The organism is Streptomyces sp. NPDC024687, assembly GCF_055559055.1.
Window position 1 is genome coordinate 252,019 of record NZ_JBVHLJ010000010.1, and the last position, 24,044, is coordinate 276,062.

At 71.9% G+C, this 24,044-nt stretch carries 18 protein-coding genes; 11 read left to right on the forward strand and 7 right to left on the reverse strand.

Annotation, left to right across the window (positions count from 1 at the left end):
- The first annotated feature begins 132 nt into the window (after positions 1–132).
- Entirely contained in the window at positions 133–3,078 is a 2,946-nt protein-coding gene (locus ACZ39I_RS33625) for a helix-turn-helix transcriptional regulator (RefSeq protein ID WP_467248697.1), read from the forward strand.
- 7 nt (positions 3,079–3,085) lie between these two features.
- Here ACZ39I_RS33625 and ACZ39I_RS33630 read toward each other — a convergent pair whose 3' ends face one another.
- The 4 genes from ACZ39I_RS33630 to ACZ39I_RS33645 form a co-directional block, all read right to left on the reverse strand.
- Complete coding sequence (locus ACZ39I_RS33630) at positions 3,086–4,291, reverse strand: SGNH/GDSL hydrolase family protein (RefSeq protein ID WP_467248698.1); 1,206 nt, start codon at positions 4,289–4,291, stop codon at positions 3,086–3,088.
- Complete coding sequence (locus tag ACZ39I_RS33635; RefSeq protein WP_467248699.1) at positions 4,288–6,639, reverse strand: glycosyl hydrolase family 95 catalytic domain-containing protein; 2,352 nt, start codon at positions 6,637–6,639, stop codon at positions 4,288–4,290. Before ACZ39I_RS33635 ends, ACZ39I_RS33630 begins: the two co-directional genes overlap by 4 nt.
- A gap of 74 nt (positions 6,640–6,713) precedes the next feature.
- A complete protein-coding gene (locus ACZ39I_RS33640) occupies positions 6,714–8,492 on the reverse strand; it encodes an alpha-galactosidase D (protein ID WP_467248700.1) in 1,779 nt (592 codons plus the stop codon).
- A gap of 40 nt (positions 8,493–8,532) precedes the next feature.
- Positions 8,533–9,711, reverse strand: coding sequence for an ROK family protein (locus ACZ39I_RS33645; RefSeq protein ID WP_467248701.1), 1,179 nt, complete (start codon positions 9,709–9,711; stop codon positions 8,533–8,535).
- A 92-nt stretch (positions 9,712–9,803) separates the two neighbouring features.
- On the opposite strand from ACZ39I_RS33645, the gene ACZ39I_RS33650 reads away from it, so the two are divergent.
- The 7 genes from ACZ39I_RS33650 to ACZ39I_RS33680 all read left to right on the forward strand — a co-directional run bounded on the left by ACZ39I_RS33650 (position 9,804) and on the right by ACZ39I_RS33680 (position 18,277).
- Positions 9,804–11,009, forward strand: coding sequence for a serine hydrolase domain-containing protein (locus ACZ39I_RS33650; RefSeq protein WP_467248702.1), 1,206 nt, complete (start codon positions 9,804–9,806; stop codon positions 11,007–11,009).
- 67 nt (positions 11,010–11,076) lie between these two features.
- On the forward strand, positions 11,077–12,525 hold the full coding sequence (locus ACZ39I_RS33655) for a CAP domain-containing protein (protein WP_467248703.1): 1,449 nt from the start codon (positions 11,077–11,079) through the stop codon (positions 12,523–12,525).
- A 56-nt stretch (positions 12,526–12,581) separates the two neighbouring features.
- Positions 12,582–13,259: an AIM24 family protein gene (locus tag ACZ39I_RS33660; protein ID WP_467248704.1), complete on the forward strand. Its 678-nt coding sequence runs from the start codon at positions 12,582–12,584 to the stop codon at positions 13,257–13,259.
- 170 nt (positions 13,260–13,429) lie between these two features.
- Positions 13,430–14,470, forward strand: a complete 1,041-nt coding sequence (locus ACZ39I_RS33665; protein ID WP_467248705.1) for a tetratricopeptide repeat protein — start codon at positions 13,430–13,432, stop codon at positions 14,468–14,470.
- Positions 14,467–15,441: a polyprenyl synthetase family protein gene (locus ACZ39I_RS33670; RefSeq protein WP_467248706.1), complete on the forward strand. Its 975-nt coding sequence runs from the start codon at positions 14,467–14,469 to the stop codon at positions 15,439–15,441. The genes ACZ39I_RS33665 and ACZ39I_RS33670 overlap by 4 nt, the downstream gene beginning before the upstream one ends.
- A gap of 70 nt (positions 15,442–15,511) precedes the next feature.
- Positions 15,512–16,471, forward strand: coding sequence for a threonine/serine dehydratase (locus ACZ39I_RS33675; protein WP_467248707.1), 960 nt, complete (start codon positions 15,512–15,514; stop codon positions 16,469–16,471).
- Positions 16,472–16,642: 171 nt separating this feature from the next.
- The gene (locus ACZ39I_RS33680) at positions 16,643–18,277 is read left to right on the forward strand and encodes a serine/threonine protein kinase (RefSeq protein WP_467248708.1); all 1,635 of its coding nucleotides are present in this window, start codon (positions 16,643–16,645) and stop codon (positions 18,275–18,277) included.
- Here the strand turns inward: ACZ39I_RS33680 and ACZ39I_RS33685 are convergent.
- Positions 18,269–19,687 carry a serine hydrolase domain-containing protein gene (locus ACZ39I_RS33685; protein WP_467248709.1) on the reverse strand — a complete coding sequence of 473 codons (1,419 nt, stop codon included), beginning with the start codon at positions 19,685–19,687 and terminating at the stop codon, positions 18,269–18,271. The genes ACZ39I_RS33680 and ACZ39I_RS33685 overlap by 9 nt on opposite strands.
- Positions 19,688–19,774: 87 nt before the next feature.
- Between ACZ39I_RS33685 and ACZ39I_RS33690 the strand changes: the two genes are divergently transcribed.
- The 3 genes from ACZ39I_RS33690 to ACZ39I_RS33700 all read left to right on the forward strand — a co-directional run bounded on the left by ACZ39I_RS33690 (position 19,775) and on the right by ACZ39I_RS33700 (position 22,395).
- Positions 19,775–20,746, forward strand: coding sequence for an LLM class F420-dependent oxidoreductase (locus ACZ39I_RS33690; RefSeq protein WP_403665621.1), 972 nt, complete (start codon positions 19,775–19,777; stop codon positions 20,744–20,746).
- A gap of 94 nt (positions 20,747–20,840) precedes the next feature.
- Complete coding sequence (locus ACZ39I_RS33695) at positions 20,841–21,896, forward strand: hypothetical protein (RefSeq protein WP_467248710.1); 1,056 nt, start codon at positions 20,841–20,843, stop codon at positions 21,894–21,896.
- Positions 21,897–21,957: 61 nt separating this feature from the next.
- Positions 21,958–22,395 (forward strand): SsgA family sporulation/cell division regulator, encoded by a 438-nt coding sequence (locus tag ACZ39I_RS33700; protein WP_467248711.1) that lies wholly within the window; start codon positions 21,958–21,960, stop codon positions 22,393–22,395.
- 62 nt (positions 22,396–22,457) lie between these two features.
- Here the strand turns inward: ACZ39I_RS33700 and ACZ39I_RS33705 are convergent, their stop codons facing one another.
- Together ACZ39I_RS33705 and ACZ39I_RS33710 are read right to left on the reverse strand one after the other, a co-directional pair.
- Positions 22,458–22,943 carry a DUF6328 family protein gene (locus ACZ39I_RS33705; protein ID WP_467248712.1) on the reverse strand — a complete coding sequence of 162 codons (486 nt, stop codon included), beginning with the start codon at positions 22,941–22,943 and terminating at the stop codon, positions 22,458–22,460.
- Positions 22,944–23,026: 83 nt separating this feature from the next.
- Positions 23,027–24,010: an aldo/keto reductase gene (locus tag ACZ39I_RS33710; protein ID WP_467248713.1), complete on the reverse strand. Its 984-nt coding sequence runs from the start codon at positions 24,008–24,010 to the stop codon at positions 23,027–23,029.
- Positions 24,011–24,044 lie beyond the last annotated feature (34 nt).

The following is a 24,044-nucleotide window of genomic DNA, read 5'->3' on the forward strand; positions in this document are numbered from 1 at the left end:
GCGATCTGTCTGATGGCGGCTGCGGGTACGTAGTGGCTGGTCGCGCCCACGCGGCGGAGCCGCATATCGTCACAGCCCCGCGCCCCTGAGGTCGGTCAAGCCCCTGTCAGAGGCAAGTGCCAGGATGTATTCGTGTCGCAGATCTCCATCAGTACGCCTCTCATCGGCCGGGAAGACGAGTTGACCCGGCTTTCCGGCGTGCTGCAGCGTGCCCGCGGCGGAGAAGCTCGGGCGGTGCTCGTCGCCGGGGACGCCGGGGTCGGCAAGACACGACTGCTGGACGAGGTCACGGGGCGGGCCGCGGCGGCCGGGATGACGGTGCTCACCGGGCACTGTGTGGATCTCGGTGATGTCGGCCTGCCGTATCTGCCGTTCACCGAGGTGTTGGGGGCGCTCGCGCAGGACGAGCGGTTCGCCGGTGTTCTTGCCGGTTACCCCGTGGTGGAGCGGCTGTTGGGCGGCGGCTCCACCGGGGACTCCGGTGGGCGGCTCCGGCTGTTCGAGGGGATCGCCGGGCTGCTCGCCGATCTCTCTGACGTCGCTCCCCTGCTGCTGGTACTGGAGGATCTGCACTGGGCCGATCAGTCGTCCCGTGATCTGCTGCGGTTCCTGCTCAGCCGGGGGATCCTCCAGCGGTCGGCAGGTGGGGCGCCCACGCACAGGCTCGCCGTTTTCGCTTCGTACCGGGCGGACGACCTGCACCGGCGTCATCCGCTGCGGCCGCTGCTCGCCGAGCTCGTGCGGCTGCCCGCCGTCGAGCGGCTGGAGCTGCGGCCGATGGCCGACGGCGAGGTGGCCCGGCTGGTACGGGCCCTGCGCGAGGGGCCGCTGCCGGACACCACCGTGCGGCGGATCGTCGAGCGGGCCGAGGGCAACGCCTTCTACGCCGAGGAGCTCCTCGCCGCCACGGGGAGCGGGGAGGGCGGAGTGCCCAGTGGGCTCGCCGATGTGCTGCTGATCCGGTTCGAGCAGCTGTCCGACACCGCTCAGCAGGTGCTGCGCACCGCCGCAGTGGCCGGGCGGCGCGTCGAGCACGACCTGTTGCGGGATGCCGTACGACTGCCCGAGGAGGAGCTGGAAGCGGCCCTGCGCGAGGCCATCGGGCGGCAGCTGCTGGTGCCCGGCGAGCAGGACACGTACGCGTTCCGGCACGCCCTCGCCCGTGAGGCGGTGTACGGCGATCTGCTGCCGGGTGAGCGGGCGCGGCTGCACGGGGCGTTCGCCCGGCTGCTCGACGGGCGCGGGCGCCGGGCCGAGAGCGCGGCGGAGCGGGCCCATCACTACCGCGAGAGCCATGACCTCGCCTCCGCGCTCGCCGCCTCCTTGGATGCAGCGGACCACGCCCAGCGGGTGGGGGCGCCCGCCGAGGAGCTACGGCATCTGGAAGCGGCCCTCGACCTGTGGTCCGCGGTGGAGCCGTCCGCGCGGCCCTCCGGTGAGGGCGTCGACCGGGTACGGCTGATGCTGCGGGCCTCGGCGGCGGCCGCGCACACCGGCGAACTGCACCGGGCGGTCTCCCTCACCCGCGCCGCGCTCGCCGGTGTCGGCCAGGAGGCGGACTCCGAACTCGCCGCCCGGGTGCGCTACACCCTCGCCGGGAACCTGATGAGCGTCGACAACCTCACCGCGGCCTTCGCCTACAGCAGCGAGGCGCTCGCCATGATCCCCGCCGATCCCCCGTCCCGTACCTGGGTGTGGGCCGCGGCTACCCATGTGATGGCGGCCCGGCACGTCGGCGAGAACGAGGTCGCGCTGCGGGTCGCCCGGCAGGCCCTCGGCACCGCCGAGCAGTTGGGCGTGCCGGACGCCCAGGCGGATCTGCTGATCTCCCTGGCCGTCCTCGAGGGCGGCGGCCGCCGCACGGAGACGGGGCGGGAGCGGTTGCGGCAGGCCCGGGAGCTTGCCCGGCGGGCGGGCAGTACACCCGTGGAGATGCGCGCGCTGTTCAATCTCGCCGTCGGCTGCTTCGAGTCCGGGCACCTCGACGAGTGCCTGCCCTGGCTCACCGAAGGGCTGGACCGGGCCCGCCGCACAGGGCTGCTGTCGTCGCCGTATCCGATGGAGATGCGCTACCTGCAGCTCCTGGTGCTCTACACCCTGGGCCGCTGGGACGACTGTGTCCGGGCGGCGCACGCCGATGCCGACGTGCTGCCCGCGGCCGGCGGGTACACGATGGCGCCCGCGCTGTACGTCGGGCTCGCGCGCGGCGACCTCAGGGCCACCGACCGGGCGCGGGCCCTGCTGGAGGGGCCCTTCGACTGGATGGCCACGCTCGTCGCGGGCATCGCGCTGACCGACGCGGCGGCGCTGCGGGGCGATGCGGAGGACGCCGTGGAGCGGATGCGGTCCACTGTCGGGGCGCTGACCGACGACACGGGCGCCCTTCCTCATGTCACCGTCCGGCTGGCCACCCTCGCGTTGTCCGCGGTCGCCGACCGGGCCGACGATCTGCGCCGCAAGGGGGACCGGGCCGGGGCCCTTCGCTGGGCGGAGACCGCGACCGAGCTGGTCGAGCTGGCCAGGACCACCGCCGCGCACGGCGAGCACGGGATACCGCAGGGCCCGGAGGGACAGGCCTGGCTGGCCCGGGCGGAGGCGGAGTGGACACGGGCCCTGTCGGGTCCGGACCCGGAGGCCTGGGAGAAGGCGGTCGCCGCGTTCGACTTCGGTGACGTGTACGAACCGGCGCGCTGCCGGCTGCGGTACGCCGAGGCGCTGCTCGCCGCCGACCGGCGTGAGGAGGCCGCGGCCGAGGCCCGTGCGGCGCGTGAGGTGTTCGCCCGGCTCGGTGCCACGGTCCTGCTGGAGCACGTGGACGAGTTGATGCGGCGCGGCAGGCTGGCCAAGGGCCCGCCCACCGCGTCGCCGCTCACCGCCCGCGAGCAGGACGTGCTGCGGCTGCTCGCCCGGGGGCGCAGCAACCGCCAGATCGGCGAGGAGCTGTTCATCACCGGCAAGACGGCGAGTGTGCACGTGTCCAACATCCTGGGCAAGCTGGGTGCGGCGAGCCGCACCGAGGCCGTGGCCGTCGCCTACCGCGAGGGGCTGATCGTCCCGGAGACGACGGTCCACGACTGACGATCCCTCAATGGCGTGCGCAGTCCAGGCTGTTCAGGTCGACGGAGTCCGCCATGGCCTGCATCCCCTTGTCGTTGGGGTGGATGTGGTCCCCGCCGTCGAAGACGGGGAGCATCCGCTCGTGGTCGTAGGGGCTGCGCAGGATGCGGTCGAAGTCGGTGACCGCGTCGAACTCGTCGCGGTGGCTCCTGATGAAGTCGTTGACGTTTTTCCGTACGGCCTCGGCGGCCGGGTCCCATTCCGGCCAGCCCTTGAAGGGGGCGATGGTGGAGACGACCACGCACACGCCGGCGTCGTGGGCCCGGTCGACGATCTCGCGGTACCCGGCGATCAGATCCGGCGCGGTGACGCCGCTGTGGGCCTTGAGGTCGTTGACACCTTCGAAGAGGAACACGGTCCGCACGCCCGGCTGGGAGAGCACGTCCCGGTCCAGCCGGTTCAGGGCGCTCGGTCCGGCCCCGTCGGACAGCACCTTGTTGCCTGAGATCCCTTCGTCGGCCACCCCCTTGACCGTGCTGTGCGCTTTCTGCAGGCGGCGGGCGAGGTAGTCGGGCCAGCGGCGGTTCAGGTCGGACGTGGACTGCCAGCCGTCGGTGATGGAGTCGCCGAGCGCGACCACGGCTCCGGTGGCCGCGGGCGTGCGCACGGAGACCGCGTCGAGGTAGAACCACGACCCGATGCGCTCGGTCCAGTGGGCGCCGCTCTCCTCGGCGGTGTGGTCGCCCTGGGTGGCGTACGACGTCTGCAGGGCCATCGAGTGGCCGGTGACCGGGCCCGCGGCGTCCGGGGTGTGGAGGCTGACGACGAGGTTCGATCCGGCGGCCAGTGTGCCGGGCAGCGGGTCGCTGTACACCGTGGCGCCGGGCTCCACGGTGACGGAGGAGGAACCCTCGAAGGTGAGCCGCCGGTTGGTGCCGCGCACCAGCGCGGCGTCCTTCAGCTGGAGGCCGGCGTAGACGCTGTCGAAGGTGACCGGCTGGTGGCCGAACGCGTTGGAGAGCCGGATGCGGGGGTCCCGGCCGCCGACGCTGGTGTGGACGACCATGCGGTAGCCGCGGTCGGCGGCCGAGTCACCGATGGCGTAGGCGCTCGCACCCCAGGTGATCACCCCGTCGGGCGGGCCGACAGCGGCCGGTGCGGGCGTGGGCTGGAGGGCCGCGGCGGCGATCGTGACGGCGACGAACCGGGCCCCACGGGCCGTCCGGCGCCTCATCGGTCGAAGCCCTTCAGGGTGACCGTGGCTCCTGGCTTCAGTGTCACCGTCCGGACGCTTCCCGCGTGGGCGACCGTCGTGGTGCGGCCGCCGGTGCTGCGGATCCGTGCTTCGGTCGGTTTCCCATCCCGCCAGCGTAGATCGACGACGAAGCCGCCGCGGGCGTGCGCTCCGCTGAGGGAGCCGGAGGCGGCCCAGGCCTCGGGCAGAGCGGGCAGGAGTTCCAGGTGGCCGGGGCGGGAGTAGAGCAGCATCTCGATCATTGCCGCAGGGGTACCCAGATTCGCGTCGATCTGAAAGATTCCGCGGCCCTGTTCCACCTGATAGATGTCGAAGAGGTTGAAGGCGGTGCCGTTGCTGCCCCCGTCGGAGGGCCGGAGGTTGTTGACGACGAGCTGGTAGGCGTGGTCGGCGTTCTTCAGCCGGGCCCAGCACAGGGCGCGCCAGGCGTTGGCCCAGCCGAAGCTCTCCATGCCGCGTGCGGTGAGCAGGGCGGTGGCGCCCTCGACGATGTCGGCCGGGGTGGAGCCGTCGGGGCGGATGCGGTCGCCGGGGAAGAGCCCGACGAGCGGGGACAGGTGTCGGTGGGTGGTCTCGCCGAGGTTGTCGGGGGACATCCACTCCTCCAGCCAGCCGGTGGTGGGGCTGACCTGCGGAAGGTGGAGACGTTTGCGGAGGCCGACGATCGTGGCGGCGAACTCGGTGTCCTTCTTCAACTGGGCTGCGGCCGTGCAGTAGTTGCCGAACAGCGCCCATACGAGTTCCTGGGCGTAGGTGATGCCCTTGGCGTCGAGGGGGCCGTGCTCGGGCGACCAGTCGCTGTCGGCGACCAGGACCTCCCGTGAGGTGCCCGGGAGGGTCATGGTCAGCAGGCGCGCCTCCCAGAACTCGCAGGCGCCCTTCAGAAGGGGATAGATCTTCTCCAGATGGGGCCGGGAGGCGGTGAACTCGTAGTGCTCCCAGAGCGAGTTGCACAGCCAGGCGTTGCCCGCCGGGTGCCACCACCAGCCGCCCCCGCCGAAGAGGTTGGTGGAGATGGCCACCGTCCAGCCGGCGTTCTTCCCCGTGGAGTTGCGGTAGCGGTTGCGCGGGTCGTTGAACAGTCTGCGCGTGAGGTCGGTCCAGGACGGCAGCTGGGCGACGCAGTAGTCCGTGAACGCGTCGAAGCACTGGGGCAGACCGGCCCGGTCGGCCGCCCAGTAGTTCATCTGGATGTTGATGTCGGTGTGGTAGTCGCCCATCCAGTCGGGGTCGTTGCCGTCGAGCCACAGCCCCTGCAGGTTCAGCGGCAGGCTGCCGCGGGAGGCCGCGATCATCAGGTAGCGGCCGAACTGGAGGTACTGGGCCTCCAGTTCGGGGTCGGGGACCGCGTCCCGGGCGCGGGCGCGCAGGCGCTCCCAGGTGTCGAGGGAGCGCTGCTCGGCGGAGGAGGTGCCGAGCGAGACGTCCAACTGCCCGAACAGGGCGTGGTGGTCGGCGGTGTGGGTGCGGAGCAGGGTGTTCGCCGAGTGGCGGGCGGTCGCGCGGACCTTGGTGCGGGCGAGCTTGTGCGGGTCGAGGGAGGAGTCGCGGAAGTGGGCGGCGGCGTCGGGCGTGTAGTTGGTGCCCCCGCTCAGGACGACGGTGAGTTCCCCGCACCCGGTGAATCCGATGTGCGGGCCCTCCACGGTGACGCGGCCGCCGGAGCCGTACGCCGCGATCGCGGCCCCGTATCTCAGACCGTTGGGGAGGGCGGCCCCGAAGGAGACCGCGGGCTCCTCGCCATGGGTTCCCTCCAGCGTGATCGTGCCGGTGTAGCGGCCTCCTCCGCTCTGGGTGAAGTGCAGCACGATGACGTCGTCGGGGTGGCTGGCGAAGATCTGACGCCGGTAGGTGACGCCGGAGCGGACGTACGAGGTCTCGTTCACGCCCCGTGCGAGGTCGAGGGTGCGGCGGTAGCCGGAGACGGCGGACAGGTCGTGGTCGGGGATGTCCACGGTGAGCCGGGCCAGCAGGGTGAAGGAGCCGAAGTCCTGGCGGCCGTAGGGGAACTGGCCGTCGGCGTCGAGGGTGTCGTTCGGGCCGCCGGTCCACATCGTGGCGTCGGTGACGAGGAGGAGTTCACGGCCGGGGTCGTTGCTCACGAGGGCGCCGAGGCGGCCGTTGCCGACGGGCAGGCCCTGTTCGATCATCGAGTGCTCGTCGGCGGGGGCCTGCCACCAGAGCCGGTGGCGCGGGTCGGCGTCGAGGGCGGGTGAGCCGGCGGGTCGCTGCGGTGCCGCGGTCGCCGTGAACGTGGGCAGGGCGGCGAGCGCGGCGGTGAGCGCGAGGACACCGCGTCTGGAGGGGGGCATGGTGGCGGGGGTCATGGCGGCTCCTGGAGGCTCGGAAAGGACTTCGGTACGTCGCCGGATCAGGGCTTCGGTACGTCGATTCCGCTTGATCAGGACTTGGGTACGTCGATCCGGTCGATGTCCGGCGCGTAACCGGTGCCGCTGTCGAAGGTGATCGTGTTGGCGCCGGCCTTGAGCGTCATGGGCACGTACACGCTCGACACGGTGCCCCAGTCGCCGGTGGCGGGGAGCTTGTGGCGGGTGGCGCCGCCGCCGTTCGCCGAGATGTCCACCGAGCGGGCGTCGCCGCTGATGTAGGAGACCTTGATCTGGTAGGTGCCGGCCTTGGCGACGACGACGTCGTTGAAGGTCAGGGCGCCTCCGAGGTACAAGTTGCCGACCTTCTTCCCGTTCGAGCAGGCGGAGCAGTCGGCCACGGAGGCGTTGCCCTTGAGGGTGTTCGCGGCGGACTCGGCCTCAAGTCCCGTGAGGGCGACCGCGGTGCCGCGCGGGGTGACCGTGAACAGGCGCGAGCCGTGGGCGGGCAGGGCCTGGGTGACCTTGTTCGTGTAGCTGCTGAGGTTCTCGTGGTTCCACAGGTCGTGGACGGACGCCTTGCCGGTGAAGCCGAGGGTGCTCCAGTCGGCGGTGACGGCGGCGGGGGCGTCGGCGAGGTTGAACAGGGCGACGGTGTAGGTGCCGTCGGTGTTCTTGGCGGCCCAGACCTGCTGCGGGTCGGACGGGGTGACCGGCTGTGCGGGCGGGTTGGGGCCCTGGTCGACCGCGATGACCTCGCGGTTGGTCAGCAGGGACAGGCCGTAGGAGTCGAGGCGGGTGAGGTCGTCGCCGGTGTAGAGGGGGGACTTGGCGACGGCCCACAGGGTGGCGTAGCTCTGCCGTTCGGCCTTGGTCAGGCCGTCCATCTGCCCGTTGCCGACGTCGAGGGAGTCGAGGTCGTTCCAGCCGCCGGGTCCGGCGTGCCGGGTCCAGGCGGGGGTGTCGTCCCAGCGGTCGTCGACCGAGTTCTCCCAGCTGACCAGGGTGTTGCAGTAGCACTCCACGTCGGTGTCGATGCGCCAGCCCTGCGAGTACTTCTTCCAGTCGGCGGCGTGTCCGATGTCGAGGGACCAGCTGACTTCGAGGTGGATCGGGCGGCCGGTCGCGGCTATCGCCCGGTGCCAGGCGGCCACGTCGGCAACGTTGTCGTACTGGTCACCGCTCTTCCCTGAGCCGGGGCCGACGCCGTCGAGCTTGAGGAAGTCATAGCCCCAGTCGGCGAGCAACTGGGCCTGGGAGTCGATGTACTTGCTCGTGCACGGCTTGGAGAAGTCGAGTTTGTAGGAGCTGTCCCAGCCGTTGGTGGTGCGCAGGTCGTCGTAGACGATGTCGGCGGTGGTGCAGCCCTCGGCGTTCCAGACCGGTGTCTTGCCGTCGCCGTAGGCCCCCTTCTCCAGGCCGGCCGGGAGATAGATGCCGGCCTTGAGGCCCTTGGCGTGGATGCGGTCGGCGACGGCCTTCATGCCGTGCGGGAAGCGGACCGGGTCGGGCTTCTGGCGGCCGTACTGGTCGAACCCGGACTTCCAGGTCTTGTCCATCCACCAGCCGGCGTCGATGTTGACGTATTCGTAGCCGTACTTCTTCAGCCTGGCGGCCAGGGCGTCGGTCTGCTTCAGGACGTTGGCCTCGGTGAGGTAGCTGTAGTCGCCATCAGGGTTGAGGCCGGGGTATTTGGAGGACTGCATGCTCCAGCTGGACCAGCCCATGTAGGGCTTGGCGGCGGGGGCGGGCGCCGGGGTGTCGGCGGCGTGCGCGGTGGGGGCGGCGACCGCGGTGAGCGCGAGCACCAGCAGGGCTCTGGCGGGCATGGCGAAGTACGAGGATGACCACATGGGTCGTACCTCCAATAGGGTGCGGACGGGGTGCGGGTTGCTATCGGCTCGGGTCCGGGCTGATGAAGGACTGGATGGCGGTGGCGGCGGCTCCGCGCGCCCACTCCTCGAAGGGCAGCGGGTGGGTGCGGACGTCGCAGCGGGCGGCGGAGCCGAAGGCGGCCGCGACGAAGGCGTCGCGGATCTGCTCGGCGAACAGGTCGTAGGCGGCGAGCCCCTCGCCGGAGATGATCACGCGTTCGGGGCCGAGGAGGTTGGCGACGGTGGCGATGCCCCGGCCGATCGCCTCCCCCGCGCGCGCGTACACGTCCCGGGCCCCGGCGACACCCTCGCGGGCCAGGGCGAGGGCCGCTCGGGCGTCGGGGAGTTCGGCGCCGGTGGCCTCCCGGACCTGCCGGAGGATCGCGGCCTCGCCCGCGATCGCCTCGACGCAGCCGCGGTTGCCGCAGTGGCAGAGCGGACCGGACGGATCGACGGTCACATGGCCGATCTCCCCGGCCACCCCGTGCGCCCCGGCGACCACCCGGCCGTGCACCACCAGGCCGCAGCCGATGCCGGCGCCCACAGTGACCACGGCGAAGTCGGACAGGCCCGCCCCGGCGCCGAACCACTGCTCGGCGACCGTGAGGGCGCGTACGTCGTTGTCGACGGTGACCGGCAACCCCGTGGTCATGGCGGCGAGTTCGGCGAGCGAGACCTCGCGCCACTCCAGGAACGGTGAGTAGCGGACGGTGCCCTCGGCCCGGTCGACGTCGCCGGAGACGGCTATGCCGAGGCCCAGGACGGGGGTGGTCGCGCCGTCCGTCTCGGCCAGGAGCTTCTGGGTGAGCTCCGCGATACTCGCGAGCACCGTCCTCGGGTCGCGGTCGGGCAGGGGCAGGTGCCGGGCGACTCGGATACGGCAGCACAGGTCGGTGAGAACCCCGATGATCTCGTCGCCGGTGACCTTGACGCCGATGAACAGGGCCCGTCCGCCGTCGACCCGGACGAGGTTCGCGGGCCGGCCGAGAGCGGGCCGGGCCTCCTCGTCCGCGCCCTCCACCAGGTACCCGGCCTCGATGAGGGGGCGGACCGCCTTGGTGACGGCGGCCGGTGACAGTCCGACACGCCGGGCCACCTCCAGACGGGTGAGGGGACCGTGGGACAGGACGGTCGTGAACACCTGTGAGGCGGCAGGGGTGTTGGCGGGGAAGGTCTCGGCGCGGGTGGCGGGGCGCATGACCGGGAACCTAGGGGGATTCTTTTCCGACGTCAATAAAAGAAGCAGGATTGGCTGTGCCGTTGCTGTGACCAGTGAAGGAGAAGAGCCGTATGACATCAGCACGAGTGGTGGTCGGGACGGTGGCCGGAGCGGTTCTGCTGCCCCTTCTCGCGGTCCCCGCCCACGCCGAGTCACCCGGCGCTCCCGCGGTGGACCTCGCGGGTGTGCGGAGTGTGTTGAGTGCGGCTCAGGCGCAGGGCGCGCCGGGGTCCATGGCCCGGATCGACGACGGGGGCACGGTGTTCCGGGCCGCGGTCGGCGTCGCGGACCGCTCGAGCGCGCGGGCGATGAGCGACGCCGACCGGTTCCGCATCGGCAGCGTCACCAAGACCTTCACCGCCGTCGTCCTGCTCCAACTGGTGGAGGAGAACAAGCTGAAGCTCGACGCGCCGGTCAACCGGTACCTGCCCGGGCTGCTGCCGGACGACCGGATCACGGTGCGGCACCTCCTGGGCCACCGCAGCGGCCTGTACGACTACACGAACGACATGTTCGCCAAGACGGTCCCGGGCTTCGAGGCGGTCCGCAAGAAGGTCTTCACCCCCGGGGAACTGGTGAACCTCTCACTGCAGCACCCGCGCAGCAACGCGCCGGGTGCAGTGTACGCGTACTCGAACACCAACTTCGTCGTCGCCGGGATGCTCATCGAGAAGCTGACCGGGAACCCGGTGCGAACCGAGTACGAGCACCGGATCATCGAGCCGCTGAAGCTGAGCGACACGTTCTACGTCCACCCCGGCATGAAGATCCCCGGCCCTCACGCGCGCGGCTATCTGACCCCGGACCAGGCGGGCGCCCCGCTCGTCGACGCGACCGAACAGACGGTGTCGTGGGCGCAGAGCGCGGGCGCGCTCATCTCCAGCACCCGGGACCTGAACACCTTCCTGTCCGCCCTGCTCGGCGGCCGGCTCACCTCGGCCGCGCAACTGGCCCAGATGGAACGGTGGATGCCGTCGGGAAGCAGCCAGGCGTACGGTCTCGGGCTGCGCCGCCGTGATCTGTCGTGCGGGGTCTCGGTGTACGGGCACACCGGTGCCGTGCAGGGCTTCTACACGTACGCGTTCGCCTCGAAGGACGGCAAGCGCACGCTCGCGGCGGTCGCCAACACGTCCAACAACGGCACGGTCCTCAACACGATGCTGCGCACCCTGGACTCCGCGTTCTGCGGCAAGGCGGTCAAGACGGTCAAGGCTCCGCGCGGCAAGGCTCCGGTGGAGCGGCACGAGGACATGGCGCCGGCGCTCACGCTGGACTGACGCGCTCCGGGAACCCCTGTGCCCCGGTGTGCGTTCTCCCGGCGAACGACGACATCAGGGCGGCACGATGAGCGAGTTGGCCCCCGGGGGCAATCTGCCCCTCCCCGAGGGGGCCGTCACCGTGCGGGTGTCCGGCCCCTTCGATGTCTCCGCCCTCGTCACGGACGAGGGCGGCAAGGTTCGGGGCGACGCGGATTTCGTGTTCTACAACCAGCCCGCCGCGCCCGGCGCCCGGCTCTCCGGTGACGCGATGACCGTCGATCCCCGGCGACTGCGCGCGGGCGCCGCCAAGGTCACGGTGGTCGTCAGCCCGGCCGACCCCGGCACTCCCCTGGGTCGGCTGCCCGCCCCGGTCCTCCAGGTCACGGGCCCCGGCGGACGCCCGCTGGCCCGGTTCGCGCCACCGCGGCCCCGGCAGGAGACCGTGCTGCTGCTCGCGGAGATCTACCGGCGGGGCGACGGCTGGAAGCTGCGGGCGCTCGGACAGGGGTACGCGGACGGGCTCACGGGGCTGGCGCGGGACTTCGGGGTGGACGTCGTGGACGACACACCGACGCCCGCGACGCCTTCCGCGTCGCTGACGGCACCGGGGACAGCGCGGGCCACCGCACCCCCGGCCGCTGCGGGAGCGCACCCTGCGGGGTCACCCTCGCCATCGAGGACTGGCCCTGTCGCTCCTACCCCGGCGCGGGCGACGCCCACGGCACCGGGAGCACCGCCCGCTGCCGCGCCCGCCCCCGATCTGGCCACCTTCCTCTCACTCGTCAACTCTGCTCGCTCCACGGCCGGTTCACCCCCGGTCACGCTCGATCCCCGGCTCACCGAAGCCGCCCGCCGCCACGCCTCGGCCATGGCCTCCGCGGGCCGGCTCGGTGTCGAGGGCCCCGACGGTGTCTCCGTCTTCCAGCGGCTCACCGCCGCCGGATACGCGTACGTCACCGTCGGCGAGCACCTCGTCTCCGGCCCCCGCAACCCGTCCGAGCTCGTCGAGTACTGTCTGCGCAGCGTGCAGCCCCGGCGGACCCTGCACGATCCGGCCTTCCGCCACGTCGGACTGGCGCATGCCACCAAGGGGCGCTCCGGCGACACGTACTGGACAGCCCTGTGGGCCAGGCCGCTCACCCCCGCCGACCTGGCGCGAACCTGCGAGGAGGTCGTCGGCCTCACCAACCGCGAGCGCGCCCGCACCGGGCTGCCGCCGCTCGCCGTCGATCCCCTGCTGGCCCGTGCCGCACAGGCGTACAGCACCGACATGGCGGTCCGCGCCTTCTACTCCCACACCTCGCCGGAGGGCACCCAGCCCTGGGACCGGGCCGCCGCCGCGGGCTCCGGCCGCCGCTCGATCGGGGAGAACATCGCGTGCGGCCAGCGCTCCGCCGGCGAGGTCGTCGAGGGCTGGATGAACAGCCCCGGTCACCGCGCCAACATCCTCAAGCCCGGCTTCACCCACATCGGGATCGGGTTCGCGGGCGGCGGCCCGGCGGGCACGTACTGGACCCAACTGTTCGGCGCCTGACTCCCGTACCGGACGGGATCTTGGCGGAGGGGATCCCTCCGGGCCAGGATGCCCCCATGAAGGGTGACCTCTTTTCCAGTGAGCACATGGTGCAGCCGGCCACCGCGCCGGGCATGACGGTCGAGAACGCCAAGTGCATCCGGTACACGGTGCACGGCGAGATGCTCGCCCGTCAGGGGGCGATGGTCGCCTACCGCGGCAATCTCCAGTTCGAGCGCAAGGGCCAGGGCGTGGGCGGCATGCTCAAGCGGGCCATGACCGGCGAGGGACTGCCGCTGATGGCGGTGCGCGGACAAGGCGAGGCATGGTTCGCGCACGAGGCACAGAACTGTTTCGTCGTCGATGTGGAACAGGGCGACGAGTTCACGGTCAACGGCCGCAACGTCCTGTGTTTCGACGCCTCGCTTGCGTACCGGATCTCGACCGTCAAGGGCGCCGGCATCGCCGGCGGCGGTCTGTTCAACAGCGTCTTCACGGGCCACGGCAGGCTCGGTCTCGTCTGCGAGGGCAACCCGCTGGTGATCCCGGTCTCGCCGGAGTTCCCCGTGTACGTCGACACCGACGCGGTGGTCGGCTGGACGGCGGGCCTCAACACCTCGCTGCACCGCTCGCAGTCCATCGGCTCGATGCTGCGCGGCGGTTCGGGCGAGGCGGTGCAGCTGATGCTGCAGGGTTCGGGCTATGTCGTCGTACGGCCGAGCGAGGTGACCCCGCAGAAGGCGCAGCAGCACTGAGGCCCGGGCAGTGATCTGCGCCTCACAGGCAACCCGTCCGGCTCCGTCCACGTCTTGACCGGCAACGAACGACGCCCCGGCCTCCGGGTCGGGGCTCATTTTCACGGCGCTATACGCACCATGTATACATCGCATGTAGAGATGGGGTGTATACGGACGGAAAGGCATACATGTACGGCAAGGCATTCGCCCCGGAGTACCAGGGCGCGCTCACCGTTCTCTCCGTGAACTCCTCGCTGGACGACGTCCTGGCCGCCGGCACCGAGCAGTTGAGAGCGGCCGAGCGGGCCGGACGGCACGGGGAGGCGGCCCGGTCCGGACTCGCGGTCGCCGAGGCGCAGCGCAGGCTCGGCCGGGTCGCCGACGCCGACCGGGCCTGGAAGGCGAGTTACCGGGCCGCCCGCCGGGCCGGGGACACCGCGGGCATGGCCTGGGCGATGTGGAGCGGCGGCACACTCGCCCGGCAACGGGGCCAGTTCTCCCTGGCCCGGCGGCTGTTGGGGCTCGCGGCCGAGCTCGGCGAGCGGGGCGGGGATGTCGTGGTGCGCGGTTACTCGCTGGCGGGTCTTGCCGAGACCGGCCGTATCCAGGGCGACTACGAGGCCGTCGGCCGGCTGCACGAGCAGTTGCTGGCCGAGGCCAGGCGGCGCGGCGAGGCACGGCACACGGTGTGGGCGCTGTCCGGCATCGCGCAGATGCACCGCAACACCGGCTCGTACGACACCGCGTTCGCCATGTTCGAGGAGGCGGCGCAGATCGCCGCGGGCGCCGACGACCGGCGCGGTCACGCCTGGGCGCTGCGCGGGCTGGCCGACCTCGCCTCGGTGCGCGACGGCGACACCGACCGGGCCCTCGCGCTGCTGTCCGAGGCGGAGGCGACGTGCCGGGAGATGAACCTGTCCAGCGCGCTCGCCTACAACCACAAGATGCGCGGCAACGTCTTCTACCGGGCGGGGCGTTACCCGGAGGCCCGCGACCTGTACGAGCAGGCGCTCGCCGAGTTCCGTGCCATGAGCGAACCTCGCGGGGAGGCTTTGGCCCGGCTGGGGCTCGCCAAGGCACTGGCCCGCCTGGGCCGCGACCGCGCCGAGACCGCCGCCGAACTGGACGACCTGGCCCGCGTGCTGGAGCGGACCGGGCTGCGACACGCGCGGGAGATGGTGACGCGGGCCCAGGAGGAGTTCGGCGTGCGGACGGAGGCGGTTCTGTGACGACCGTCGCCGTTCCCGAAGTCCTCACCCGCTGCCGCGAGTTGGTGCAGCCGGCGCTCCAGGAGGCGGTCGGTCGGCTGCACCCCTGGGTGAGCGAGATGGCCGCCTACTCCTTCGGCTGGTGCGAGGTCGGCGGCGCCCCGGCCGAGGCCTCCGGGGGCAAGGGGGTACGGCAGGCGCTCGCCGTGCTGGGTGCCGAGGCGGCCGGCGCGCCCGGGCGGGCCGGGGTGCCCGCGGCGGTCGCGGTGGAGCTGGTGCACGTCTTCTCGCTGCTCCACGACGACATCATGGACGGCGACCCGGCCCGGCGCGGCCGCCCCACGGTGTGGAAGGCCTACGGCACCGGCCCCGCCGTCCTCGCGGGAGACGCCCTGTTCGCGCTCGCCGTCGAGACCCTCGCCGACGCCGGCTCCGACGCCGTACGCCTGCTGTCCGCTGCCCTGTCCGACCTGGTACGGGGGCAGACGGACGACCTCCTGTTCGCCACGCGCCCCTGGACGGGACCGGAGCGGGTGCGGCCGACGGAGTACCGGGCCATGGCCGAGCACAAGACCGGGGCACTGCTGGGCTGCGCGGCGGCGCTGGGCGCCCTGCTCGGCGGGGCGCCCCCGGCCGAGGTGGCCGCCCTGGACCGGGCGGGACGGCATCTGGGGGTCGCCTTCCAGATCGTCGACGACGTCCTGGGCATCTGGGGCGATCCCCTGGTCACGGGCAAGCCCGTGCACGGCGATCTGCGGGAACGGAAGAAGACGTTCCCGGTGCTGGCCGCGCTCGACTCGCCTACTCCCGCGGCGGCGCGGCTGGGGCGGCTCCTGGAGTCGGACGGGCCCCTGCCCGAGATCGCGGCCCTGATCGAGCAGGGCGGCGGCAGATCGGCCGCGCTCGCCGAATCACGCCGTCACCTCGCGGTCGCGGAGACGGCGTACCAGCTGCGTCCTTTGCTGGACTACCTGCTGCGGCGCGATCTCTGAGGGCCGGTTGACCTGCGCCGCCCGCGGGGACAGGGTTCGAGAAGAGCACTCCCCGCCGGAAGGAACCGCCTTGATCGGGATCGCTGACATCGAGCGGCAGGCCGGGCTGATCGCCGGACATGTCGTACGTACTCCCACCCTGCCCAGCCCCGGTCTGTCCGCGCTGTTCGGCGCTCCGGTCACCGTCAAGCTCGAACTGCTCCAGCGCACCGGCTCGTTCAAGGCGCGCGGTGCGACGGCCAAGCTGCTGTCGCTGAGCGAGGCGGAGCGGGCGGTCGGGGTCGTGGCGGTCAGCGGCGGCAACCACGGGATCGCCCTGGCCCACATGGCGGCGGCGCTCGACGTCAAGGCGACGGTGGTCATGCCGCGTTCGGCGCCCGCCCGGTCCGTGGAGATCGTCGAGGCGACCGGGGCCTCGCTGCGGCTGACCGACGACATGGACGGCGCCTTCTCGCTCGTGAACCGGCTGCGGGACGAGGGACTGACGCTGGTCCACCCCTTCGACGACCCGCTGGTGATCGCGGGGCAGGGGACGGTGGGACTGGAGTTCGCCGAGGACGCGGACGAGCTCACCGACGTCCTCGTCAGCGTCGGGGGCGGTGGTCTGATCGCCGGGGTCGCGGCGGCGCTGCGGGCGCGTCGTCCCGGTGTCAGGGTCTGGGGGGTGGAGACCGAGGGCGCCGAGGCCATGTCCCGGGCGCTCGCCGCGGGCGGGCCGGTGCCGGTGGCGCTGTCCTCCGTCGTGTCCACGCTGAGCGCGCCGTCCGTCTCGCAGCTGACGTACGACCATGTGGCGGCTCTGGTCACCGAGGTCCTCGTCGTGCCGGACCGGGAGGCCGTGCGGGGCTGCCTCGACCTCGCCGACCACGCCAAGGTGTGGGGCGAACCCGCGGCGGGGTGCCTCCTGCCCGCCGCCCGCAAGGTGCTGGAGCGGGTCGGGGAGGACTGCCGGCTGGGTCTCGTCGTGTGCGGCGGCAACGCGACGACCGCCGACGTGATGGCCTGGGCCGGGCGGTTCGGGCTGCGGTGAGGGAGGTGCGGTGAGAGAGGTGTTCGACTGCGTTCGTTCTACTGACTTGTGAGTCAGAAATCGAGCATACGGAAAGCGGATTCCCTCGGTTGCCGATTTGATTGAACACACCCCGCCGCACCCGCCGTACCTCTGTGAAAGGTGAGAGCCAGGGGTTCAGCGAGGGATGACATGGTCAAGGCGCACGTCTCCACACACGAGTTGGTCGCAGGACGGTACCGGCCCCTGGACGTCCTGCACCGCGAGACCAACCGGACCTGCTGGTACGGCGAGGACGTCTCCACCGAACGCCCCTGCCTGCTCACCGAGATCGGGCTGCCGGCCGGCACGGACGAGGAGACCTCGCTGCGCACCGCCGCGGGAGTCGTCCGGATGTCCAAGACCATGCGGATCCTGTCCCCCGGCCGGATCGCCGCGGTCGTGGACGCCTTCGCTCAGGAGGGCAGCCTGTGGACCGTCACCGAGCCGGTCGACGGCATCCCGCTGGGGGAACTCCTCGGGCGGCAGGGGACGTTCGACCATGTGCGGGCGGCCCGCATCGGCCTGGAGCTGCTGGAGGTGCTGGATGCGGCACACAGCGAGGGCATCACCCACGGTGAGCTCAGTCCGGGCCAGGTGTTCGTGCACCATCAGGGTTCCGTCGTCGTCACGGGCTTCGGTCTGGCCGGCGCGACCCTCGCCCCGCGACTCGCGGCACCGTCGTACGCCTCCCCGGAACAGGCCCGTGACGAGCGCATCGGGCCGGCCGCCGACCTGTGGGCGCTCGGCGCGATCCTCTACACGCTGGTCGAGGGACGTCCGCCGTTCCGTGACCGCGACCGTCCCGCAGCCACCCTGAAGGGGGTCGACCGGCTGCCTCTCAGGGCCCCGGTGCGGGCCGGGCCGCTCACGCCGACCGTGCAGGGGCTGCTGCGCAAGAACTCCCAGGAACGGCTGAGCCGCACGGCCGTACGGGGCGCCCTCCTGAGGGTCCTCGACGAGGATCCCGACGCGGCCCCTGTGGAGGAGCCCAGGTCCCGGCTGCGCGTCCTGCCCGGCGTGGCCCCGGGCCGCGGCAGTCGGCTCCTCATCGCGGGGACCGCTCTGGCCGTCGTCACGGTGGCCGCCGCCGTCCTCACGGTCACCAAGGCACTGCCCGACGGCGACAGCGGGACGACCGGCGAGGCGCCCGCCCCGTCCGCGTCGGCCTCCGCCTCCGCGCCCGCCCCGGCGCCCGAGCTCCCCTCCCCGTCGTTCACCGCCCCCGGAAACCGCACCGACGAGAACTCCGGCCCGCCCGCGTCGCCGACGCCCACCCCGAGCCCCAGCAGGACGGCCACCGCCACCGCGGGTACGGGGCTGCCGCCCGGGTACAGCGAGTACCGCTCCCCCGAGGGCTTCTCCCTCGCCCTGCCCAAGGGCTGGAAGCCGCTGGAGACCTCGCGCCAGGAGAACCTGGCGTACCGCGTCACCTTCGGCGCCCCCGGTGACCCGCGCACGCTCGCCGTCACCTACAGCAAGGCCGTCGGCACCGATGCCGTGGCGGTGTGGCGCGAGGACGTGGAGCCGGGGCTGAAGGACCACCCCGGCTACGAGCGCCTCGGTGACATCCGCGCGACGACGTACCAGGACCGCAAGGCCGCCGACATGCAGTGGGTCGAGGACGTCGACGGCACCCGGGTGCGCACCTTCGGCCGCGGTTTCCTCATCGGCGGGGGCCGCGGCTACTCACTGCGCTGGACGACCCCGGCGGCCGACTGGAACGACGACGCGAACCAGGAGGCGCTGGACACCTTCCTGAGCACCCTCCGCGTGCCCTCAGACTGAGCGCGGCGCCCGCATCCGCCGCAGCAGCGGACCGCCGTGCAGGGGCTGGGTGCGCCAGCGCGCGGTGAACGTCCCGTCGCGGAGCGCGCACGTCACCAGCAGGTGGTGCGGGGTCTCCAGGAACGCCAGGTCGAGGGCGAGGGTCCCCGCGTCGGTCCAGCCGCCGCTCACCGCGACGGGTACGGGCTCGTCGACGACCGTCCAGCCGCTCTCCCCGGCACCGAGCCCCAGTTCCAGCCGCTCGCCGTCTTCGACGAGGGTCACCCGGCCGCCCGGGTCCACCTCGATCGCGGTCAGAGTCGGCTGGTCGGCGCACGTACCGCCGGAGGGCGTGAACACGCCGGTGCTCCCCGTGGGAGCGGTCTTGCCCTCCGCCGGGGGTAGGGCGAGTCCTGCCAGCCGGTCGGCCAGGGCCGCGTCCGCCGCCCCACCGCCGGGCAACGGGCCGGTACCGAAGGCGGGGAGCAGGTGCTCCCACACCAGGTCCAGGACCTTCTGCATGTCCAGGGTCTCGGAGGTGATCGCGAGCACCGCGTCCTGCTCGGGCAGCACCACACAGAACTGCCCGTACGCCCCGTCCCCGCGGTAGCCGTGCCGGGCCATCCAGAACTGGAAGCCGTAGCCCTGCTGCCAGTCCGCCCAGTCGCCCAGCGGCGGTGCCTCGTGCGCGATCTGGACCCGGGTCGCCTCGGCCACCCACGACTCAGGCAGCAGCCGCTCGCCCTCCCATACCCCGCCCCGCAGATACAGCTGGCCCAGCCGGGCGATGGCGTCGGTCGTGGCGTGCAGTCCGCTGAAGCCGAGCTCGCGGCCGCCGCGGTCGGCGATCCAGGCCACCTCGCCGATGCCGAGCGGCTCGAACAGCCGGGGCCGCAGGTAGTCGGTGAGCTTCTGGCCCGTGACCCGCTGGACGATCGCGGCGAGGGTGTAGGTGGCGGGCTGGTTGTAGGCGAAGACGGTGCCCGGGTCCTTGTCCGGCGGGACCAGCAGGAAGCCCCGGACGAGCTCGTCGCGGTCCTGTGCGCGCGCCCGGTCCAGCGTCTCCTCCACATGGCCGCTGGCCATCGACGCCACGTGCCGGACGAGCATCGCGCGGCTGCGCGGGTCGGTGACGTCGGCCTCGAACTCCGGGAAGTACGAGATCACCGGGTCGTCCAGCCGAATCAGGCCTTCGGCGACGGCGAACCCGGCGGCCGTGGCCGTGAAGCTCTTGCTGAGCGAGTAGAGGAGCTGGGGCCGGTCCGGGACGTACGGCGCCCACCAGCCGGAGGCGACGACCTGCCCGTGACGCAGCAGCATCAGGCTGTGCGGCTCGAGGTGCGGTTCGGCTTCGAGGGCGTCGAGAAATGCCTGGATGCCGGCCGCGTCGACGCCCTGGGCGGCGGGGGTGCTCGTGGGCAGGGAACTCATGGGCACATCCTCTCCCCGTTCACCGGTCTTGATCGAGAGGGCCTCGGAAGCCCGTTTTCCCCTCCGGTCACCGGGGACTCGGATCCCATGGTGCAAATCGGATACACGATGATGACCGAGCAGGCCGGCCCCCGTGAGCTGGTGGGCCATGTGGTGCGGGCCGAGGAGGTGGGTTACGACTTCTCCGTGACCTCGGACCACTACTTCCCGTGGCTGCGGACGCAGGGACACTCGCCGTACGCGTGGAGTGTGCTCGGGGCGGCCGCCCAGGCGACCTCGCGCATTCCGCTGATGACGTACGTGACCTGTCCCTCCTTCCGCTATCACCCGGCGGTGGTGGCGCAGAAGGCGGCGACCATGCAGCTGCTGTCGGAGGGCCGGTTCCGGCTGGGACTGGGCTCGGGCGAGAACCTCAACGAGCATGTGGTGGGCGGTGGCTGGCCGTCGGCCGACGTGCGGCACGAGATGCTGGAAGAGGCGGTGGAGATCATCCGCGCGCTGTTCGAGGGCGGTCATGTCAACCACCGGGGAAAGCACTTCGACGTGGAGTCGGCCCGGCTGTGGGACCTGCCGGACGAGCCGCCGCAGATCGGGCTTGCCGTCTCCGGCGAGCAGTCGTGCGCCCTGGCCGGCCGTCTCGCCGACCTCGTCATCGCCACGGAGCCCAAGGCGGGCCTGCTCGACGCGTTCGACCGCAACGGCGGCGAGGGCAAGCCGCGGGTGGGGCAGCTGCCCGTCTGCTACGACCCCGACCGGGACACGGCGATCAAGCGGGCTCACTCCCAGTTCCGCTGGTTCGGCAACGGCTGGAAGGTCAACTCGGAGCTGCCGCACCCGGACGCGTTCGAGTCGGCCACCCAGTTCGTCACGCCCGACGACGTCGCGGCGTCGATCCCGTGCGGTGACGACCCCGACGCCTTCGTCGAGGCCGTACGGCCGTACGCGGAGGCGGGTTTCACCGAGGTCGCGCTGGTGCAGATCGGCGGCGACTCGCAGCCGGAGTTCCTCGACTGGTCGGAGAAGACGCTGCTGCCCGCGCTGCGCGACGCGTTCGCCTGAGCGGGCCGACCGCCGGGGCGGTGCCTGGGGAGTGCAATAGGCTTCCGACCCGCACTTCGTGCGGTCCGAACGAGCCTGCCCAGGAGAAACACCCGTGACCCTAGCGATCGACCCGTCCGAGACGTCCTCCGAGACCCCGGCCGAGACGTCCGGCGCGCCCCTGTCCGACCTCGTCGCGCGCGACGCCCGCGAGTTCGGGGTCTACGCGCGGACCGGCGGATGGGCCTTCGCCCTGATGGTGGCTCGCAGCGTGCGGCCCGGCGGCCAGAGCGCGGCCGAGACACCGAAGGTGTCCGCGAAGGAGTTCGCCGAGCTCGCCGGCTGCTCGCCCGAGCGCGTCATGCGTTACTACAAGGCCTGGGACCGGGCCGCCGACGACGGCATGGTCCCGCACTTCGAGGCGCTGGCGCCGGGCCAGGAGGTGGAGCTGCCGGACGCGGACGTGTGGCTCGACTACTACGTCTCCCGCAACAGCGCGACCTCCGAGCGCGGCACCGCCATCGCCGAGGCCGCTCAGGCCGAGGGCATCCGGCCGACGAAGGCCCTGGAGGTCGCCGAGAACCCGACCGCACTGCGCGCCGCGATCCTCGCGGACCCCTCCACCGCCCGGGCCGCGCGCAGCGCGCTCCTCGACCGGATCAAGGAGGACCCTGAGCTCCAGGCCTCGCTGGCCCGTGACGTGGTGCGCACGGACGACCTGAAGAAGGCCGTGGCCACCGAGAGCAGGGCGGCCGACCGGATCGGATACGTCCGCCAGATCGCCGAGTCCGGGCAGGTCAGGACGCCGGCCGGGCAGACCATCGACGCGCCCGTGGACCTGCGCCAGGAGGCCGAGCGGCACCTGTCGCTCCTTGAGGAGCTGGAGGAGGACGAGGACACCGGCGAGTGGGCGGCCGAGGCCTTCGACACCATGAAGTCCCTCGTCGCCGAGGCCGTGGAGGCCGATCCCGAACTCCGGGTCCAGGAGCGGCGGACGAAGTTCTACAACAGCCTCCAGAAGGCCACCAAGGTGTTCGAGGAGCTGACCTTCGACGACGCCCAGGACTTCTACGAGGACGACATGGTCCAGCAACTGGAGGAACTCCAGCAGGCCATCGCCTCGTGCATCACGGCCCTGCGCGGTGCGAAGGCAAATCACCCGGACGGCTGAGCATCTTGGGCGCAGGAGGGGTACTAGAGGGCTCTACGTCGTTCTTTCCGGAGGCCTCCAGGTGAACTCCTTCGCCCACAGAACCGCGCACAAGACTCTCGTCGTGCAACTGCAGGCGGGCGGCACGGGCCGGTGCCCCGTGCTCGCCCACCTGGGGTACGACGCGGCGGACCCGTTCGCCGTCACCGCGGTGTTCAGCCATGACGGCCGGGTGCTGGCGCGGTGGCGGCTGGACCGGGAGATGCTCGCCGAGGGCCTGCGCGGTCCGGTCGGGGTCGGGGACGTGCGGCTCAGCCCCGTCTCGACCGGTGTCTGGGAGGAGCTGCGCATGGAGTTCTTCGGCGACGCCCGCCCCGACGGCGGCCGCCAGCACGCCGTCGTCTTCGCGTGGGCCCCTGCCCTGGCGGCCTTCCTGCGCGAGACCCGCGAGATCGTGCCGCCGGGACGGGAAGAGGTCAGAGTGGACGACTTCCTGGCCTCGGTCATCGCGGGCGGCTGAACCGGAGGGGGGCCGCCACGGCGGCCCCCCTCCGGTTCAGCCCGAGCCTGACGGGCCGCGCGTCACTTCGTCGTGTAGCGGCGCCGGGTCCACAGGGGCACGCCGAACCAGCACACCAAGTACCAGGCCACTACCGCCGTGACGAGCCAGGGCACCCAGGCGTCGTGGGTCGCCACCCGCAGGATCAGCAGCAGGGCGCACGTCATGGTCGTCAGCAGGAGGATCAGCCCCACGAAGGTCAGCCGGGAGGCGATCCGCACGGCCTGGGGTTTGATGCGCCGCCCCGAGACGAGGCGGTGCAGGGATACCGGCCCTATGAGGGCTCCGGTGGCGCACGAGCCGAGGACGACGGTCACGATGTAGATCACCTGGTCGGTGTGAGCCAGGTCGTCGTATTTCGGAGTGAACACCACGGTCAGCAGAAAGCCGAACAGGATCTGCACGCCTGTCTGCGCTACGCGGATCTCCTGGATGAGTTCGCCCCACATGCGGTCCGCACGCTCTTCCTCGGTTTCGTCGCGGCCCGTCCGTCTCACCGTCTCCACCATGCGGAACGGGTATCCGGTGACTGATCTTTCAAACAGCGCGGCTCCGGGAGCGGCGAGCCGCCGGGTCCCGGAGCCGGGCGGGTTCACCAGCGGTGCTCGACCTGGTCCTTGATACGGCGGTCGTAGAGGTCGCGGACGGCCGCGAGGGTGTCCTCGGACAGCGGCGGCAGCTTGGCGGCGGCCGCGTTGGCGCGGGCCTGCTCGGGGTTGCGGGCGCCGGGGATGACGGTGGTGACGCCGGGCTGCTCGATGATCCACCGCAGGGCGAGCTGGGCCGGGGTGTAGCCCTCGGGTGCCAGTGCGGAGAACTCGGCGGCGGCCTCGACACCGGTCGTGTAGTCGACGCCGGAGAAGGTCTCGCCGACGTCGAAGGCCTCGCCGTGCCGGTTGTAGGCGCGGTGGTCGTTCTCCGGGAAGACCGTGTCCTTGGTGTACTTGCCGGACAGCAGGCCCGAGGCCAGCGGGACCCGGGCGATGATGCCGACGCCCGCCTCCCGCGCGGCGGGCAGCACCTCGCGCAGCGGCTTCATGCGGAAGGCGTTGAGGATGATCTGCACGCTCGCCACACCGGGCCGGGCGATCGCGGTCAGCGCCTCCTGGCAGGTCTCCACACTGACGCCGTAGTGGGCGATGCGCTCCTCCTCGACCAGGGTGTCGAGGGCGTCGAACACCTCGTCCGTGGAGTAGACGGGCGTCGGCGGGCAGTGCAACTGGACCAGGTCGATGCGGTCGACGCCGAGGTTGCGGCGGGAACGGTCGTTCCAGGCGCGGAAGTTGTCGAGGACGTAGTTCTCGGGAATCTGGTCGACGCGGCGGCCCATCTTGGTCGCGACCAGCACATGCAGGTCGGGCCTGCCACTCAGGAACGCGGCGATGGTCTGCTCGCTGCGTCCGTCGCCGTACACGTCCGCGGTGTCGAAGAAGGTGACTCCCGACTCGGCTGCCGCCTCCAGCACCGAGAGGGCTTCCTTGTCGTCGACGTCTCCCCAGTCGGCCCCCAGCTGCCAGGTGCCGAGTCCGATCACGGATGCGTGCTGCTGCGACCTGCCGAATGTGCGCTCGTCCATGGGGTCAGTCTGTCATCCGTCGCCGACCTGCGCG